Origin of the sequence: Acidisarcina sp. (assembly GCA_035539175.1) — a bacterium.
Classification (GTDB): Bacteria; Acidobacteriota; Terriglobia; order Terriglobales; family Acidobacteriaceae; genus JANXZS01.
In genome coordinates, this window is sequence record DATLIY010000007.1 from 213,694 (window position 1) to 228,913 (window position 15,220).

At 55.3% G+C, this 15,220-nt stretch carries 10 protein-coding genes; 1 reads left to right on the forward strand and 9 read right to left on the reverse strand.

The window, feature by feature from the left end; genetic code table 11:
* Positions 1–29 precede the first annotated feature (29 nt).
* Both VM554_03570 and VM554_03575 read right to left on the reverse strand, forming a co-directional pair.
* The gene (locus VM554_03570) at positions 30–2,990 is read right to left on the reverse strand and encodes a serine/threonine-protein kinase (GenBank protein ID HVJ07435.1); all 2,961 of its coding nucleotides are present in this window, start codon (positions 2,988–2,990) and stop codon (positions 30–32) included.
* A 586-nt stretch (positions 2,991–3,576) separates the two neighbouring features.
* Positions 3,577–4,692 carry a hypothetical protein gene (locus tag VM554_03575; protein ID HVJ07436.1) on the reverse strand — a complete coding sequence of 372 codons (1,116 nt, stop codon included), beginning with the start codon at positions 4,690–4,692 and terminating at the stop codon, positions 3,577–3,579.
* Between the two features lie 546 nt (positions 4,693–5,238).
* On the opposite strand from VM554_03575, the gene VM554_03580 reads away from it, so the two are divergent.
* On the forward strand, positions 5,239–6,120 hold the full coding sequence (locus VM554_03580; protein ID HVJ07437.1) for a transporter: 882 nt from the start codon (positions 5,239–5,241) through the stop codon (positions 6,118–6,120).
* Between the two features lie 36 nt (positions 6,121–6,156).
* Here the strand turns inward: VM554_03580 and VM554_03585 are convergent, their stop codons facing one another.
* From VM554_03585 to VM554_03615, 7 genes are all read right to left on the reverse strand, one after another.
* On the reverse strand, positions 6,157–7,386 hold the full coding sequence (locus VM554_03585; GenBank protein ID HVJ07438.1) for an amidohydrolase family protein: 1,230 nt from the start codon (positions 7,384–7,386) through the stop codon (positions 6,157–6,159).
* Between the two features lie 161 nt (positions 7,387–7,547).
* A complete protein-coding gene (locus VM554_03590; GenBank protein HVJ07439.1) occupies positions 7,548–8,813 on the reverse strand; it encodes an MFS transporter in 1,266 nt (421 codons plus the stop codon).
* A gap of 50 nt (positions 8,814–8,863) precedes the next feature.
* Positions 8,864–10,600, reverse strand: coding sequence for a ubiquinone-dependent pyruvate dehydrogenase (gene poxB / locus VM554_03595; GenBank protein ID HVJ07440.1), 1,737 nt, complete (start codon positions 10,598–10,600; stop codon positions 8,864–8,866).
* A 295-nt stretch (positions 10,601–10,895) separates the two neighbouring features.
* Complete coding sequence (locus tag VM554_03600; protein ID HVJ07441.1) at positions 10,896–12,593, reverse strand: hypothetical protein; 1,698 nt, start codon at positions 12,591–12,593, stop codon at positions 10,896–10,898.
* Between the two features lie 43 nt (positions 12,594–12,636).
* A complete protein-coding gene (nrfD, locus tag VM554_03605) occupies positions 12,637–13,824 on the reverse strand; it encodes an NrfD/PsrC family molybdoenzyme membrane anchor subunit (GenBank protein HVJ07442.1) in 1,188 nt (395 codons plus the stop codon).
* 42 nt (positions 13,825–13,866) lie between these two features.
* Positions 13,867–14,604 carry a 4Fe-4S dicluster domain-containing protein gene (locus VM554_03610; GenBank protein ID HVJ07443.1) on the reverse strand — a complete coding sequence of 246 codons (738 nt, stop codon included), beginning with the start codon at positions 14,602–14,604 and terminating at the stop codon, positions 13,867–13,869.
* Positions 14,601–15,074 (reverse strand): multiheme c-type cytochrome, encoded by a 474-nt coding sequence (locus VM554_03615; protein ID HVJ07444.1) that lies wholly within the window; start codon positions 15,072–15,074, stop codon positions 14,601–14,603. The genes VM554_03610 and VM554_03615 overlap by 4 nt, the downstream gene beginning before the upstream one ends.
* Positions 15,075–15,220 lie beyond the last annotated feature (146 nt).

The following is a 15,220-nucleotide window of genomic DNA, read 5'->3' on the forward strand; positions in this document are numbered from 1 at the left end:
AGACTCTCGTCATCGACGGCTTCACCAACTCATTGGTGCAGCCGTCGATGAATCTCAGCCACCAGCGGATCGTTCGTGCTTTGACCGCGCATGCTGAGATAGGTGCGATAGGAATCAGCGAAGCCATTGCTCTTCAGCCCTTCGCGATCCCGGCCTTGATAGTAATAAACTGCCGGTAGAAAACTGTAGGTGGGCATGTCGTCCATGAAGAGTTCCAGCACTTCTCCTCGCCGCTTGATGCAACGATCGAACTCTGAATCCGCCTCTTCAAAGGCTCCAGCCTCCAGATAGGCGCGGCCTAGATCAAAGTGGCCAATCCACGTATCCAATAGGGCCTTGGCGCTGGTAAACAACTGGATCGCCTGACCTGGGTTGTGGGCCTTCAACGCAACTTCTCCCAATATCAGTTTGGCGTAGGCTTGTGGTTCGGCATGGATCTCGGAACCAAGGCCGCTGGCGAGTTGGCGCGCCCCAACGGTTTCCTCAACTTCGGCCAGAACACGAGCCGCCAGAAAACGAACCTTTGCAGACTGACGGAGCGCGATTGCGCGCCGTGCGGCAGCCGCTGCCTCCTGCTTGTCACCCCGCCATAGATTCGCATAGGCAAGCATTAAGACCTTATCCGCCGCAGCGGCAGGATTGTTCGCTGCCAAATCAGCGGCAATCCCCTTCTCGAGAATCTGGATCCCCTCCTGATATCGCCCCTCATACAGCGCTAGATTTGCCAGGCCCGAGGCGGCAAGCGAAGCGCCCCGGGGGCTGATCTTTTCGAGACTCTGATACCTTGCTGCAGCCAGCGATAGCTGTCCCTCTCCCATGTCGGCGTGCGCAATCACGAGAAATGCCTCTTCGTACGTGGGATTCAGTTGAAGCACCTCGCGGCCGCCGCGGCCACAACTCGGGAAATCGTTGGCATAACACGAGTACAGCGAGGAGTTCATGCGCGCCATGACGTTATTGGGCATAATCTTCAGCCCTACTCGCGCCGCCTCCATTGCCTTCGGCATATCAAGCTGGCGCGCATAGCAAGCCGCGAGATTGCTATGCCCAATGTTGTCGGCAGGAAACTCTCGTATCAGATCGCCATATTCCTCTGTGCATTTCTGCCAGTTCTGAGTCCAGATGTAGTAGAGGCCCCGAACACGATAGCGCTCGCGCTCGGTCATCCGGTCCACATGCTCCATCGCCAACTTTGCGTACTTCTCGGCGTCCTGCAGTTGACCAAGATTTCCAGAAGCGGCAGCCATCCCGGCATAGGCGCGGGCAAAGTTAGGATCCAGCTGTGTCGCTTTCGAGAATGACTGCAGTGCATCTGTCCACTTCCCCTGGAATTGCTGTTCCATTCCAACGCTGTATTGGTGCACTGCCTCCAGGCTGTCGGTGGAGAAAGTTCCCTGCGCGGCAGTCAGTTGTACCGATTTTGGCGTCGTGTCGCCCAGCGCCTGACGAATCGGTACTGCGAGTTTGGGTATTTCCAACAGCAGTGCGTCTTTGTTTGAGGTAGTGACACTTGCATCGGAAAGGGTCTTCCCTGTCACAGCATCGATCGCTTTTACTGACAGGTCATAGCCGCCACCATGCTTGCTCAAAGAGCCGGTAACAATCGCAGCAATACCCTCTTTGACGGCTACCAGTCTGCTGGTCTGCTCATCCAGCGTATGAGCGGGATTTGGAAGTGCCGCAGCCACCTTCCGTGCTGAGCCCCGGTTGAAGCCGTTGATAAAGCTGGCTCCTTCCAGAGCCACATTGAACATGGGCTCCAGAGTATCGTCGAACAGGCTATCCCCTGTGTTGTTCTGAAAGTCAGCCACCAGAACCGAGACCGGGGTATGAGTTAACCCTTTCGCGGCTTGTGACCTGCTGTTCATGTAATAAACAACTCCGGTCACCGCGAGAATCACCGGAACGGCAGTCATCGGAATCCACTTCCAGGGCAGTTCCCGGATGCGATTCATTCTCAGGCGAGCCGTGGAAGCAGAGACTTTCGAGCCTCTCTGGCCTTTATATGCGCGAATATCCGCGACCAGTCCCTCCGCACTTTGATAGCGCCGCGCCGGATCCGTCTCCAGACATTTGGAAACAATGTTGCTCAGAAGGACCGGAATCTTCTTGTCTGAATTCACCAGGGGGATAGCCCGCTGCTGCGTCCGCATTACCAGACTGGCAATCGCGCTCTCCGCGTGGAAAGGCATGGTCCCCGACAGCAATTGATACAAGATAAGACCGACCGTAAAGATATCGGAACTCGCGGTCAGTTCCTGGCACTGCGCCTGCTCTGGAGACATGTATTCGATCGTGCCCAGCATGGTGCCGGTTCGTGTCATTCCATCGCCGGCGAACGACCGCGCCAGCCCGAAGTCCATGACTACGACCCGGCCATTCTTGTCGCGCATGATGTTGCCCGGTTTCAAGTCACGGTGAATGACTCCTTCCCGGTGAACTGCAGCCAGCCCGCTGGCTACCTGTTCTATGATGTCGACGGCTTCCGCGACTTCAAGCTTGCCTCGTTGTTGCAGGATTTTGTGAAGGCTCTCACCCTCAACAAACTCCATCGTGATGAATTTGATATTCCCTGCATCTCCAAGATCGAAGATGCGGATGACGTTCCGATCCGTGATCTGGCGAGCAAGGATCAGTTCCTGTTTGAATCGCTGCAGTATCTCAGGATTACTAGTCAGCTCAGGCCGAATGACTTTGAGTGCAACCTCTCGCTCCAACTCCAGATCCCGCGCTTTATATACAGCACCCATGCCCCCTTCACCGAGGATCTCGAGGATCTCATAGCGTTGCGTCAGGGCCGTTCCCGGCTCAAACAGCGTGCCCGGAGGCGACAACTCTCGACCTATGACCGGCGCGATTGTCGGCGATGCACTGCCCAGCGTGGTAGGCGCACCTGAGTCAGGGGAGCCGTTGGCCGACACCGGCGCTGGCGTCTGCACAGCAGTCTTGCTTCCGGGTACATGGCGTGCGTTGTTCATACCTTCGCCCATGCAGTGGTCCGACTGTGTAAAATTTGTCCGATGAGGCCGTCGACTGCTCTCCCAAGCCAGGACCTGGAAACAGGTAGCTTGGAGTTCTTTAATGTATATCCTTTTATTTCTGTTGCAAATGTGCATTACATTGCAACATTATTCCCTTCGCCATAATCCTCATCGATTCCACGAAATTACACCCAGTCGGGTCGATTTCTATCGAAGCACGGGCGACGGAATGTCGTCTGAGGCTTTATGCTGGCCCCTCTTGCAACGGATCGAGAGAACGATCCGCGTACCAGACACACAGACAATTCAGGATCGAGGCGATAGGCATCGATTTTGGGGATAAGTGCACGCTCACCCAAGGAATGGTGAGCCAATGAGCGGCACGCGTGCCGATTGATGCGCCATTTTGACTTAGGCGGGTATTTACTCGCCGCCGTGATCGAGGAAGGATGGTAGACGGCAGCGCACGAGCTTGCCAAGCGATGTTGGAAGTGAAGCGACCAAGAGCCCCCTCACTTCCCCATCTCCGTATTGTTGCTTTGCGTCGGTTTCGCCGATGAGCTGACGGTTCGTCGGCGCATCCGTTTTCGTTGGATCAGCCACGTCTGGCTTCATCGGCATCCTCGGCCAGATCGTGCATGAGCGCGAAGAAAGCCGGTGAATGGCCGATAAAAAGCCCCATGGCTGTCAAGAAGTTGACCACCCCCATGGCGATCCCCCGTGTTGCTGTCGGCCTGATTATGGAACATGGCGGGAGTTTACGGCTGAGAAAGGGGCACGGTTCAGGCATGATTAAGTTGGTCTGAAAGTCCTCTCCACCAAACGGCGAAGAATTCAAGTCGGGGAAGGTTACAGATACTCCTGTCACGGGATCCTTGGCGGTCAGAGGAGGAGCATTGCCCGCTTTGTCAGCCCAGGTTTGGAAGTGCATGGTTTCAGTCGGTCCAATGCTTATCAAGATGCGCAGAACCTCCGTACTGGTCGCTCTTTGGGCCATCGCCGGATAGAGACTGTTGCCGCCTTGTTCGATTGTCGGGAAGTGGAAGCCGGCAGTATTCGCAATCGCCTGCAGGAAGTTGGGATCAACGGTGTCCGCGTCGGTCCTGGGAATAGCCGTATGCTTTCCCACGGCAAGGGTTGGGATCGCTTGCGGAAAAGTGAAGGCCGGATCCAGATCAGGGTTATGAGAACTGCTGCGGTAACGGGTCCACCAACTGGTATCGAGTGTGAGTTCCATCAGGTTGGTGAGTCGTAATTTTCCGCTGGAGCCGGTTGCAGCGCTACCAGGCAGGGTACGAAAAGGCTCAAGGTTCACTGGCTCAGCGCCCTTTGAGACCAGATAGGCATTTAAAAAGTTTTGATGCGTAAATTCATCGTCCGTATTGTCATGGACGTACTGGGCCATATCGGAATCTAAAACCGTGAGGGCGGCAGTAAAGGCGGGATTCCCGGTTCCGCCTGGAACTTCGCTATCTGGAATGCCGCAGAGTTCGTTGTACTGAACCCAGAAGTCCGTTTCCAGGATTTCTGCTGCCGCCGCGAAGCGAAGCAAAGCTGCGTCCCCACGTGTTAGAGAACCGCTGTGTTCCTCTGGCCCCTCTTCAGCCAAAAGGGGCGAACCACTCGCCGGGAACCCAACGCCGACAGTAGCGACACCTGCCGCGATTATCCCGTTCTTTACAAACGAACGACGATTGGTTTCAGTCTTCATGTTGCTCCATACATGCTGCATAGGAAAGAACCTCCATACCAATGAAGGCTGACCTTTGCATGGGCAAGATTTGTCATAACAAAGTCAAACTCCTGTCATTTAAATGTCAGACCATGTAGATCGATATAAATGGGCGGCGTCTCTTTCGTGACCGTCTTCGGAAATAGCTCACTTGGGGTGATGGATCATCCTCTGCAGAGGCAGACAGATGCTAGACATGTTGCTTACGCCAATCGCACGTCAGTTAAATAATCTGATTTTTTTTAAGATCCAACGAACCATTTGAATCGCAACCATGAAGTATTGGTTGGAGAAACTAAGCGCTTCAAGATCCACATTTCAGGAATATCGAGAGCGCAATGCGATAATTCGGGGCCGTAGAGTCGTTATGATGAGTAACGCTGGTTGGAGATAAATATGGCCCCTCATTCCCTGCTCCTTTTCGGACCGCCTTGTGTTGTCTTACTTGCGTACGTGGCGACGATCCTCATTCTGCGAAGTCAAAAGTCGCGACAGGGGATGATTTTTCTCTGCACGACTGGATGCATGTTAGCGTTCCCGCATATCGGCCGAGCACAGGTTTCGCTGCCTACAGTGAATTTAGGGGACACAAACTTCGAGGACGGTTATGCAGGTTCGGGATTTTTTGGAGAAGAGTTTCCAGACTACTACACCGCAAGCGAAATGAAAGATGCAAACGGGAACACCCTCCCTGGACGAAACCGTGTAACCGCAGTCAGCACCACGACGCATCTTGTGTTCCTAAGTAAAAAACGTCTCTGGGGTGGCCTGTATGGTGGCGAGGTGCTGTTGCCGCTCGTCGATCTCGATGTCAATCTCGCGAATGGCCCAAGTGAAAGAGTTCGTGGCCTCGGCGATCTGACGGTAAGTCCGCTTATATTGGAGTGGCCATCGAAAACACTCAGCCACGGAATTATCGCGCAGCGCTTCGTATTCGACATTGTATTGCCTACCGGAAAGTACAGCGCCCAACGCCCCGCAAATATAGGCAGCCATTCCGTTGCTCTGAATCCCTACTACGCAGTGACTTATGCTCCCAATTCGAAATTGGAAGCAAGTTTAAGATTTCACTATCTGTGGAACTCGGAAAATAATGAGCCATTCGAAGGGCTCGGCTTCAAGGATATCCAGGCAGGGCAAGCGTTTCATGCCAACTACGCTACATCGTATGCAGTCCGAAAGGACTTCCGGCTTGGCTTCAATGGCTATTGGCTTCAGCAGATAACCGATCACAGGATCAATGAAAAGGATGTGCGAAGTTCCAGGGAGCGAACGATTGGTCTTGGCCCAGGCATACAGCTTGGGGGCCAGGGACTTTGGCTTCGGGCAAACAGCTACATCGAAACCGGCGTTCGGAATCGAATGAGCGGGATCAAGGTCACACTCAGAGTTTCCAAGACGTTTTAATAAGGCTGGTCTTTCTACTCCGCAGAAAACTGCCTGCTACTGAAAAAGATCAAACGGGCCGTGGCGATAGACTCGGCCAGCCTTCATGACGAAATCGACTTTACCGGTCACTGCAATATCTTTGAAAGGATCCCCCGGCATGGCTACTATGTCGGCTTGTTTGCCCGGCGCGAGTATACCCAGATCATCACGCTGCAATAATTCGGCGGCCTTTCTGGTACCTGCCTTCAACGCGCGTGCTGCCGTGAGGCCAGCCGCTACCATCGCCTGAAACTCGAGAATTCCTTCACTGAACGGAAACATGCCGCAATCTGTTCCGAACGCAACGTTCACATTGCTTTGCGCGATGCGCCTTTGCGCTTCCTCGATCGCCACGACGTCGCGGCGAAACTTCCAGACTGCCTGATCAGGAAGCTTGCCTGCCTTCAGCAGCGCCTTGTCCTCCCGCGTCATTTGCATGGTAGGCACGAGGAACGCCCCGGCCTTCTCCGCCATGGCGATGCCTTCGTCATCGATAAGATAGCAGTGCTCCAGGCTGCGGGCACCTGCGCGCAGCGCCTGCTTGCACCCTTCTGCCGCTCCAGTGTGTACAGCGAGTGGCATGCCGAGTTGCTGTGCCGTTTGTCCAAGAGCCTGCATTTCATCTTCGAACCATGTGACCTTCGCAGGATCGTCACCGGCGCTCATGTACCCTCCGGTATTCATGGTCTTGATCCAATTGCCACCGAATGCATGCTCCATTCGAACCAGCTCGCGAATCTTTGCAGGAGAATCCGCAACCCTCGACACTCCCATGTGACAGCGGCACGGGAGCATCCCCTGCAAGTCTCCGTGTCCCGCGGTCGAGCTGATCATGTGGGCAGCCACGATCAGGCGCGGTCCCCGAGCCAGGCCTCCATCAATTGCATTGCGCAGCTCGATTGTGGGCCACTCCGGATCCAGTGTGCCCATGTCCCGAAGAGTTGTGAACCCGTAGCGCATGTACTGCTGAGCATGGTGAAGCCCCGCAAGCGCCTTGGCCGTTGAACACTGAAGGGTTTGCCGCGCAAGATTCATGCCATCCACGCAAAGATGCACATGGGTATCGATAAAGCCGGGAGATACGGTACGGTCACTCAGATCGTATATCTTTGCGCCGGCCGGGCGTCCAACCGAGCCGGAAAGCTCGACTATCGTATTGCCCTCAATCAAAATCTCCGTTGGACCGAGCAACGTGTCGCTGAGACCATCGAATAGATTCCCGCAGATTACGACTGTCTTTGTCATTGCATCTCCGCGAATGTGCTCCCACCAGGTGCAGAAACATGAAAACGATGGCAAGGCCAAGCACTATGAATATGAGCCTGACATTGCGGCTAGACAAGCACACGGTCGATGCCAGGCAATGCCTTATTGTAGCGACTGCAAGGGTCGCGTTGGAGCCCACCCTATGCCCGAGCAAGCGCCCTCCCAGTTTCGCGAAGTGGAATTGTCAACAGGAGCGCAAGCAGAGCACCCCCGATCCAGAACCACAGGCTGTCCTGAAAGTGCTGGAGCTGGTTGATGGGATGGAGGAAACCTGGACCGACAAGTTTGCCAAAAACAGGACCGACAATCGCGCTGACGCCGAAGGTCATGAAGTTCATCGCTCCAGTGGCACTTCCCTTCACGTTGTCTGGATTGACTTCCTTGATGATGGAGTACGGAATCATGGCGGCTCCGGAACCAAATCCAAAGAGGAAACAACTGATCGAGATGGGTAGACGGGCCGGGAGCAGAATCATCTGAAGCATCATGAGGATCATCGTAAGGATGCCCAGGAGCAGTACGGGTTTTCTGCGTCCCAGCCAATCCGCCAACCAGCCGAGCGCAGGAGCTCCGACGACCCAGCCCATCGTAATCAGAGACGCTGTTGTCACCGCATTGGCATAGGTAAGGCCACGGTCCTTTTGAAAGAAGGACACCCCCCAGGTCATGGCTCCAATCGTGGTGGGCACGAAGAGAAGTCCCGCGATGATGCCGCAAAGATAGGACTGCGGATTACGAAAGACGATGCGGTAGGGAGAAACAAACGACTGCATGAGGCCGCCCTCGGCAGCCCACGGAGCTACAGACGGTGTGAAGGCAAAGAGGAGAGCTCCGATAAGCAATCCGCCGATGCCAAGACCAAGCCATACCGTCTGCCAGTTCATTCCTCGTTGCAGCATCGGCCCCAGGACAAACGTGCCTGCAAAACCGCCTGCCATTCCCAGACATTGGGTTGTGCCGATCGCAGTACTAAGCCATCGGGATGGGAGTCCACGAGAGGCCAGGTACACTGCGCCGGTAAACGCAAAGGCAGACCCTGCTCCCTGCAGCAGTCGGCCTCCATATCCCACGCCAATCGACGGAACGAGAAACAAAAGACAGCCTGCCGCGAAAAGCAGAAGGCCGACAGGAAGAGCCCGCTTGGCGCCTACCCAGTCGAGCGAGGCACCCGCGATCAGGCTCGTCAGGGAGTAGGTGTAGTAATACGTTCCCAGAAGAGCGGCGACGCCGATCGAAGTCGTCCAGAAGGCTTTAGCGAGTTCCGGGACCATGATGCTCGGTGCCGACCGCGAAGCGTACTCAATCGAATAGAAGACCAGGCAGAGGAGCCAGGCAACGATATAGCGCTTCTGTTCAGTACCTGGCGCTATGCCGCTGCCCGAGGGAATGCTGACACTGGTTTTCACGTAAGCTCCTCTTCTGCAGATGCTGCCTGATTACCTACAGTCGCAAGATCTCACTTTCCCAACAGACGGTCTAACAGGTTCGTCTTCGCCAGATCGATAATGGCATCCCCACGTCCATTCAGAATGCTCTTCGTCAGGTAGAGACCGAATCCCAGCACCTCTTTGGCAGTGATCGTTGGAGGCATGGAAATCTCCTGCCGGTGTACGAGCACATCTACGAGTGCGGGACCACTATGCGCAAAGGCATCCTGAAGCGCGGGCTTCAACTCCTCCGATTTCGTGACGCGAACTCCGAAGAGGCCACATGCTTGTGCGACCATGCTGAAATCGGGATTCTGTAGATCCGTTCCGAACGGCACTATACCCGCGGCCATCATCTCGACTTCTACGAAAGCGAGCGCGTCGTTGTGGAAGACGATAATCTTGACAGGCAGCTTGTTCTGCACCGCCGTCAGCAACTCCCCCATCAGCATAGCCAGCCCACCGTCGCCGGAGAGGGAAACTACTTGCCTGCTACGAAACGCAGCTTGCGCTCCCAGCGCCTGTGGCAGCGCATTCGCCATCGATCCATGGGAGAAGGAGCCAAGCAGCCGGCGCTTACCATTAAAATGAAGATGGCGTGCGGCCCATATACAGGGCGCGCCAACATCCACAGTGAAGATTGCATCCTCGGCGGCCATTTCATCCACAAGATGCACCACATACTCCGGGTGAAGTGGCGATGCTCCCGGCTTGCCAATTTCAAGATCCGTCAAATCCTTTCGGGTTGCCTGGTAGTGCTCGATACTCTCTTTAAGATGTGCACCATCTTTCTTCGGGCCGAGCAGCGGCAGCAACGCGTTGATCGTCTCCTTGACTGACCCGATCAAACCCACGTCAATCACAGTTCGACGGCCAATCTGTTCTCCCCGAATGTCCACCTGAACCTTTTTGGCTTTTTCCGGATAAAACTGGGGATAAGGAAAATCCGTTCCCAGGGCCAAAAGCATATCGCAATTCATCATCGCCCGGTAACCAGACGCAAAGCCAATCAGGCCGGTCATGCCGACATCGTAAGGGTTGTCATACTCGACGAACTCCTTGCCGCGAAATGCATGCACGATGGGAGCCTGAAGCTGCTCGGCGATCTGCAGCAACTCCGCATGCGACCCCTCGCAGCCCGCGCCAGCCAGAATCGTAACCTTCTTCGCATCGTTCATCAGCGCCGCTGCGCTTGCCAGGTCCTGCGCCGGCGGAACCACCTTCGAATCGTTACTGAGAAACCCCAGCGACACGGCTGCCGTGGGACAATCCCTGGTCGCGATGTTTCCGGGCAGAACGATGACGGCGACGCCTCGTTTCGCGATTGCGGTTCGCATGGCAATCGCAAGAATTCGGGGCATCTGATCCACCTCGGAGATCACACCGCAATAGTGGCTGCAGTCCTTAAAAAGAACCTCTGGGTAGGTCTCCTGAAAATACGTGGTACCAAGCTCTGTGCTGGGAATCTGCGCGGCAATCGCCAGCACTGGAACCCGGCTGCGATGGCAGTCGAAGAGGCCGTTGATAAAGTGCAGATTACCGGGGCCGCAGCTTCCGGCGCAGACTGCGAGGCGATTGGTGAGGTGCGCTTCCGCTCCGGCCGCAAAAGCAGCCGCCTCTTCGTGGCGCACATGCACCCACTCCATTTCCTTGTGTTTGCTGATCGCGTCGGTAAACGCATTGAGCGAATCCCCCGGAAGCCCATAGACTCGCTTCACGCCACTCAAGAGCAACGTATCAAAAAGAACCTCTCCAACGCTCGCCATTAGTTCCCTCCCGGAATCAGCCTGGAATGGCCTGTCCTGACGTGTCCTGAGAAGTCGTCGGCGTTCTGTTAGGTTGTCTTTTCGGAAATTTATATAGGCTCAGCCTTCGCACTGTAATCCCGGGAGGCAAAGCGCGCTCGGGCTGGCACTGGACTGCTTTGCGGCATTCCTAATAGAGGGCTATTTCGCCTATCCCGCCATGCTATGAATGCTCTGAGCGGAGCCGCCTTTGGGCCACTCCCATGACAGTCCGCAAGAAAATCCTATCCACTGATTTTTGCGAATTGGCTCATGACTATACGCGATGGCCGAGGCGCACCATGCGAGGAACCAGGATCAAGGTAACCGCATAGAGGAAGAACGAGGCAGCGATAAATCCTGGGTGGCCATGCGCCAGATCCTCGAACAGCAGCTTCGCCGCTACGAAAACGAGTATTGCATAGGCAATCCATACCAGTTCGATCCGTCGCCAGCGGGAACTGCTGAAGGCAATCACCAGCGCAACCCCGCACGTCGTCAGCGTACGAATTACCGCAACGTGCGTGATATCGATAGTGAGAGCCACCGCCATCACCCACACAAGGATGGTTACCAGAATCGTAACTGTGGCGCTAACCGCCAACGCTGCCGAAAGCAACTCGAGCAGCCTCTGCTTCCATTGCTCCGCCTGGAAGCGCCCGGCCACGGCATAACAGAGGATCGCCGCTATCGAGACCACCCAGACGATCCATGGCGGCCGTGCGGGAAAAGTTCCCGCCAGTGCACGGGTGGCATAAAACAGCAATCCGGATGCGTACGCGGCTCCCGCCAGATACACCAGCCCGTGGTACTCCAGAGTCAGGCGAACCCTTCGAGCCCCTAGAAAAATGGCAGCAACCGCAGCGATACTCAGGCACAGTGGAAGCCAGTAGTGCGGGAGGCACAGGAATGCGCCGACTACGGCAAGGGCTACACTGCCAGCAGCATATACCTGGTAGTTCCGGTGATCGGGAATACCATCAAAATATAAGAAGACGATTGAGTAACCTATCGCGGCAAAAAGCAGGCAGCCCACACCCAGCGCAGTTAACCCGAAGCTCGATCCAAAATACAGCGCACTCATGGCCGCCAGCAGAAACGAGATCATTGCCTGGCCAACCTCGAAGAAGCTGACCCTTTGCCGGCGCAGCATCGTCCGATAACAGATGCTTGATCCGTAGATCAAAAGCAGAATACAACCGGGAGCCAGCAGCACTCCCCTGCTGATGTTTTTGTAATCCGTGTGGACGACCTCCGGATTCGAGTAGATATAAATCAACGCCGATATCGCAACGTCGGTTACCAATGCCACCAAGGGCCTGACGCCGAGCCATCGATCTCTGTCCGCCGCATACTCGCTGATAAGCGACATGAGCAAAAGAGCCGATAGAAAAGGCACCATATCGTGCGTACCGATGAAGAGACCAAAAGCAGCCAGTACGCCGGCAAGATTCGTGGCCCAGACGATGGATGTGAGGTGGCGCTTCCACGCCAGACTGTTGCCGGCGATGACGAATGCCGCGAGCACACCTGCTGTTCCCCACGTGGGCAAAACCTTGAAGCTTAACGTGAGCTCCCAGAGCATGGACGCAAGGATCAAAGCCGAGGTGCTGGCATAAGTGGCGCGTGCGAACCACGCCTCGACAGGCACCCATGCTGCCCATCCCAACCACATTCCTACATAAGCGAATGCGAGAATGACGATCGCCAGCTTGGGAAAGGAACTGGATTCCGCTGCAGCTCTCAGCAAATATGCGCCAGCCATGCCGAGCATCGCTCGACCCACCACGGTGAGTCCTCCCACTTGCGTGAGTGGGAGGGCATCCGTGGCGGGAAGCAATGTTCCATTTGAGCTAGTTGGTTGTGCCGCAGCGAGTCGCGGTACCTCGGAGGTATGTTCCAGAGCACTGACACGACGTTCCAGATCCTCCAGCCGTGCATTGAGCCGTTCTGAGGTGTCGAGTAGATTCTCCATGACCCCAACTCACTTAGCCAGACTTTCCAGACTTCTCTCGTGCTTAGTCACCCGATGCAATTGCCGGAGCGGAAGCATGTGCATCTTCGGAGAAAGGAGGAAGAATCCTCACCAGTACCCACAAGATCGCCAGGGGCAGCAATGTCAATGCAATCGCCATCAACAGGCCTTCTCGTGTCGCCAGCGCCATCTTGTATGTTGTGTATCCAAGGAAGCTCTTGGAAAAGAGCTGCCCGCCGATCACAACATTCCAGCGCATCGCAAAGATGCCGATCAGAATCAGAGTTCCGGACACCGCGTAAACCCGTTTCCGCGCAACTTCAGACAGCTTGAACAGCTGCGTCAACCCCAGCAGGAACATGGGAACGGCTGTGCCGAGAAAGATCTGAACGATAATCTGCGAAAAGTAGAGCTTGGTATGAACCATGAAGTTGAGGCTGCGGAAAGATTCATCCGCCTCATAGATTCGATGGATCAGATCGATCATCTCCAGGCTGAAGTCAATGATGAATATATAGAACAGGTATGTCGCAACAGTATCGACGCATCGCATGTCGATCGGCCTGCCGCGTAACCGCATCATCAACATGTACAGCACCATCACGGCCGCGATCCCAGACACCATGGCCGAGAAGATGAATACCACTGGCATCATCGGAGAAGACCACCAGGGATTCGCCTTGATCGAACCAAAGATGAACCCGACATATCCGTGCAGCAGGAAGGCTGAAGGGATACCTATGACGGTGATGATCCAGCCCACCCGATCGTCTATCTTGAGAGCCCCCTCGCTGATGTTGGTCGAGCCCAGAGTCATCGCGCGATAGAGAAAGCGCTTCCAGCCCTTCGCGGTCTGCGACATCAGCACGATGTCGCGCCGGAACTCCAGCCAGATCTCTGTGACCAGCACCGCCATCAGGTACCAGAGGTAGACAAACCCGAACATCGCCATCGCCGACGTGCGATGAGGCGTGAAATACATCTCAAAAGAGCGCTCCGGGTGGCCAAGGTGAAACTGCAATGGCAACGGAGCAACAATCAGGAAGGCCAGCGCTATCAGCAGTGCCACGCGATAGATGGGCTTAACCGCGTCCACTCGAAACACGCGCTCTAAAGATGCCAGAATAAACGCGCCGGCAACGAGGCCCGTGATGTACGGATACAGAACGATCAGCACGCTCCACTGCAGAGCGATTTCGTTCGGATACATGAAACCTTCAACACCGGGCATAATGGTCACCAATCTCCTTGTTGCGCCCAACCATGCAAATTTCTAACGTACCGAACCATCCAATTCGTTGTAGTACACCTTCGCGCCAGTGGCCATCTGCGGCTTCAATATCTGCACGTTGTGGGTCTTCAAGAATTCGTGAATCGGATCGTTCGGGTTCTTCAAGTCCGCGAGTTGACGTGCGCCAGTTGGACAGGCTTCGCAGCACGCGGTTGTCAGTCCTTTGGTAATGCGGTGATAACAGAGCGTGCACTTGTCTGCGACGTGCTTCTGCGGATGGATGTAACGGCAGCCATAGGGGCAGGCCTGAACGCAATAGGCGCAGCCCATGCAGTATTTCTGATCCACCAGTACGACGCCATCTGGACTAATAAACGTTGCGCCTACCGGGCAAACCTGCGTGCAGGGAGAGTCTGCGCAATGATTGCAGAGCTTGGGAACGAAGAAGTACTTTCCGTCATCCTCTTTGCTGGCGGAAGGAAATCCCTCTTTGCCACCATCGGGCGAAATAACGTCAAGATGATTTTCCAGGTTCCAGTCCGACACACGGTAGCGCTCTACCCAGGTGCGGAAGTAGCCATCCGGTACATCATTCTCGGTCTGGCATGCGCGAACACAATTCCCGCAACCGATGCACTTAGGGATGTCGATCAGCATGCCCCACCAATGCTCGGTCATCTTATAGTTGGGAGAATCCTCCGGATTTCCGGCGAGGACCGACTCCCACGCGACTGCTGCCGCAGGTAAAAGGAGTAATAAGTGGCGTCGCGTGATATTCATTTCGCACCTCCAGCGGTTATGGCCGGACTGTGCGGCTGGTGACAGGTTTCACAGGGTACACCGTTGGAGTGGTCTGCAGCCGCTACTTGCGGGAAACCCTTTGGCTTGGCAGCGCTCTCCGCGTGGCAGCGAACACAGAGCACGGCGGTGTCGAGCTTGGCAGGCTGCATGGAGGACGGATCGTCGGCATGCTTTGCCAGGGCGCCATGGCATGCCTCACAGTTCACCTTTGCATGCTTGCCATCCTTCTTCTGCTCCAGGACATCGGCGTGACATGTCTCACAGGTCTGGTGACCGGCAAAGTGAACGGGGCGTGCGGCAATCTCGCCGATTGCGTTCCCGCGATAGTGCCCATACTGCCCAAAGCTTCGGGGGACCATGTAACCGCGTATCCCCAAAAACGTCAGGGTACCGATCACAAAGAGTCCAGCATATCGAAATAGATGTTTTGCATCTTTGAAAACACTCATGGAACCTACATTCCCCTGAACCACTGGCAGCAGGCTTTTACGGATTCACCTGAAGAGCACCATGTGCAGTGCTGATATATACATACAGAGGAAACATCGAGGCTGAATGTGTGCCTCATCACATTTGAATGTGATTTTTGTGGAGA

What these genes read in the sequence shown, in the direction of transcription:
- poxB (HVJ07440.1), bottom strand. Translation starts at nt 10,600, where the DNA reads ATGGCGAGCGTTGGAGAGGTTCTTTTTGATACGTTGCTCTTGAGTGGC.
- nrfD (HVJ07442.1), bottom strand. Translation starts at nt 13,824, where the DNA reads ATGCCCGGTGTTGAAGGTTTCATGTATCCGAACGAAATCGCTCTGCAG.
- VM554_03610 (HVJ07443.1), bottom strand. Translation starts at nt 14,604, where the DNA reads ATGAATATCACGCGACGCCACTTATTACTCCTTTTACCTGCGGCAGCA.
- VM554_03600 (HVJ07441.1), bottom strand. Translation starts at nt 12,593, where the DNA reads ATGGAGAATCTACTCGACACCTCAGAACGGCTCAATGCACGGCTGGAG.
- VM554_03585 (HVJ07438.1), bottom strand. Translation starts at nt 7,386, where the DNA reads ATGACAAAGACAGTCGTAATCTGCGGGAATCTATTCGATGGTCTCAGC.
- VM554_03570 (HVJ07435.1), bottom strand. Translation starts at nt 2,990, where the DNA reads ATGGGCGAAGGTATGAACAACGCACGCCATGTACCCGGAAGCAAGACT.
- VM554_03575 (HVJ07436.1), bottom strand. Translation starts at nt 4,692, where the DNA reads ATGAAGACTGAAACCAATCGTCGTTCGTTTGTAAAGAACGGGATAATC.
- VM554_03615 (HVJ07444.1), bottom strand. Translation starts at nt 15,074, where the DNA reads ATGAGTGTTTTCAAAGATGCAAAACATCTATTTCGATATGCTGGACTC.
- VM554_03580 (HVJ07437.1), top strand. Translation starts at nt 5,239, where the DNA reads ATGTTAGCGTTCCCGCATATCGGCCGAGCACAGGTTTCGCTGCCTACA.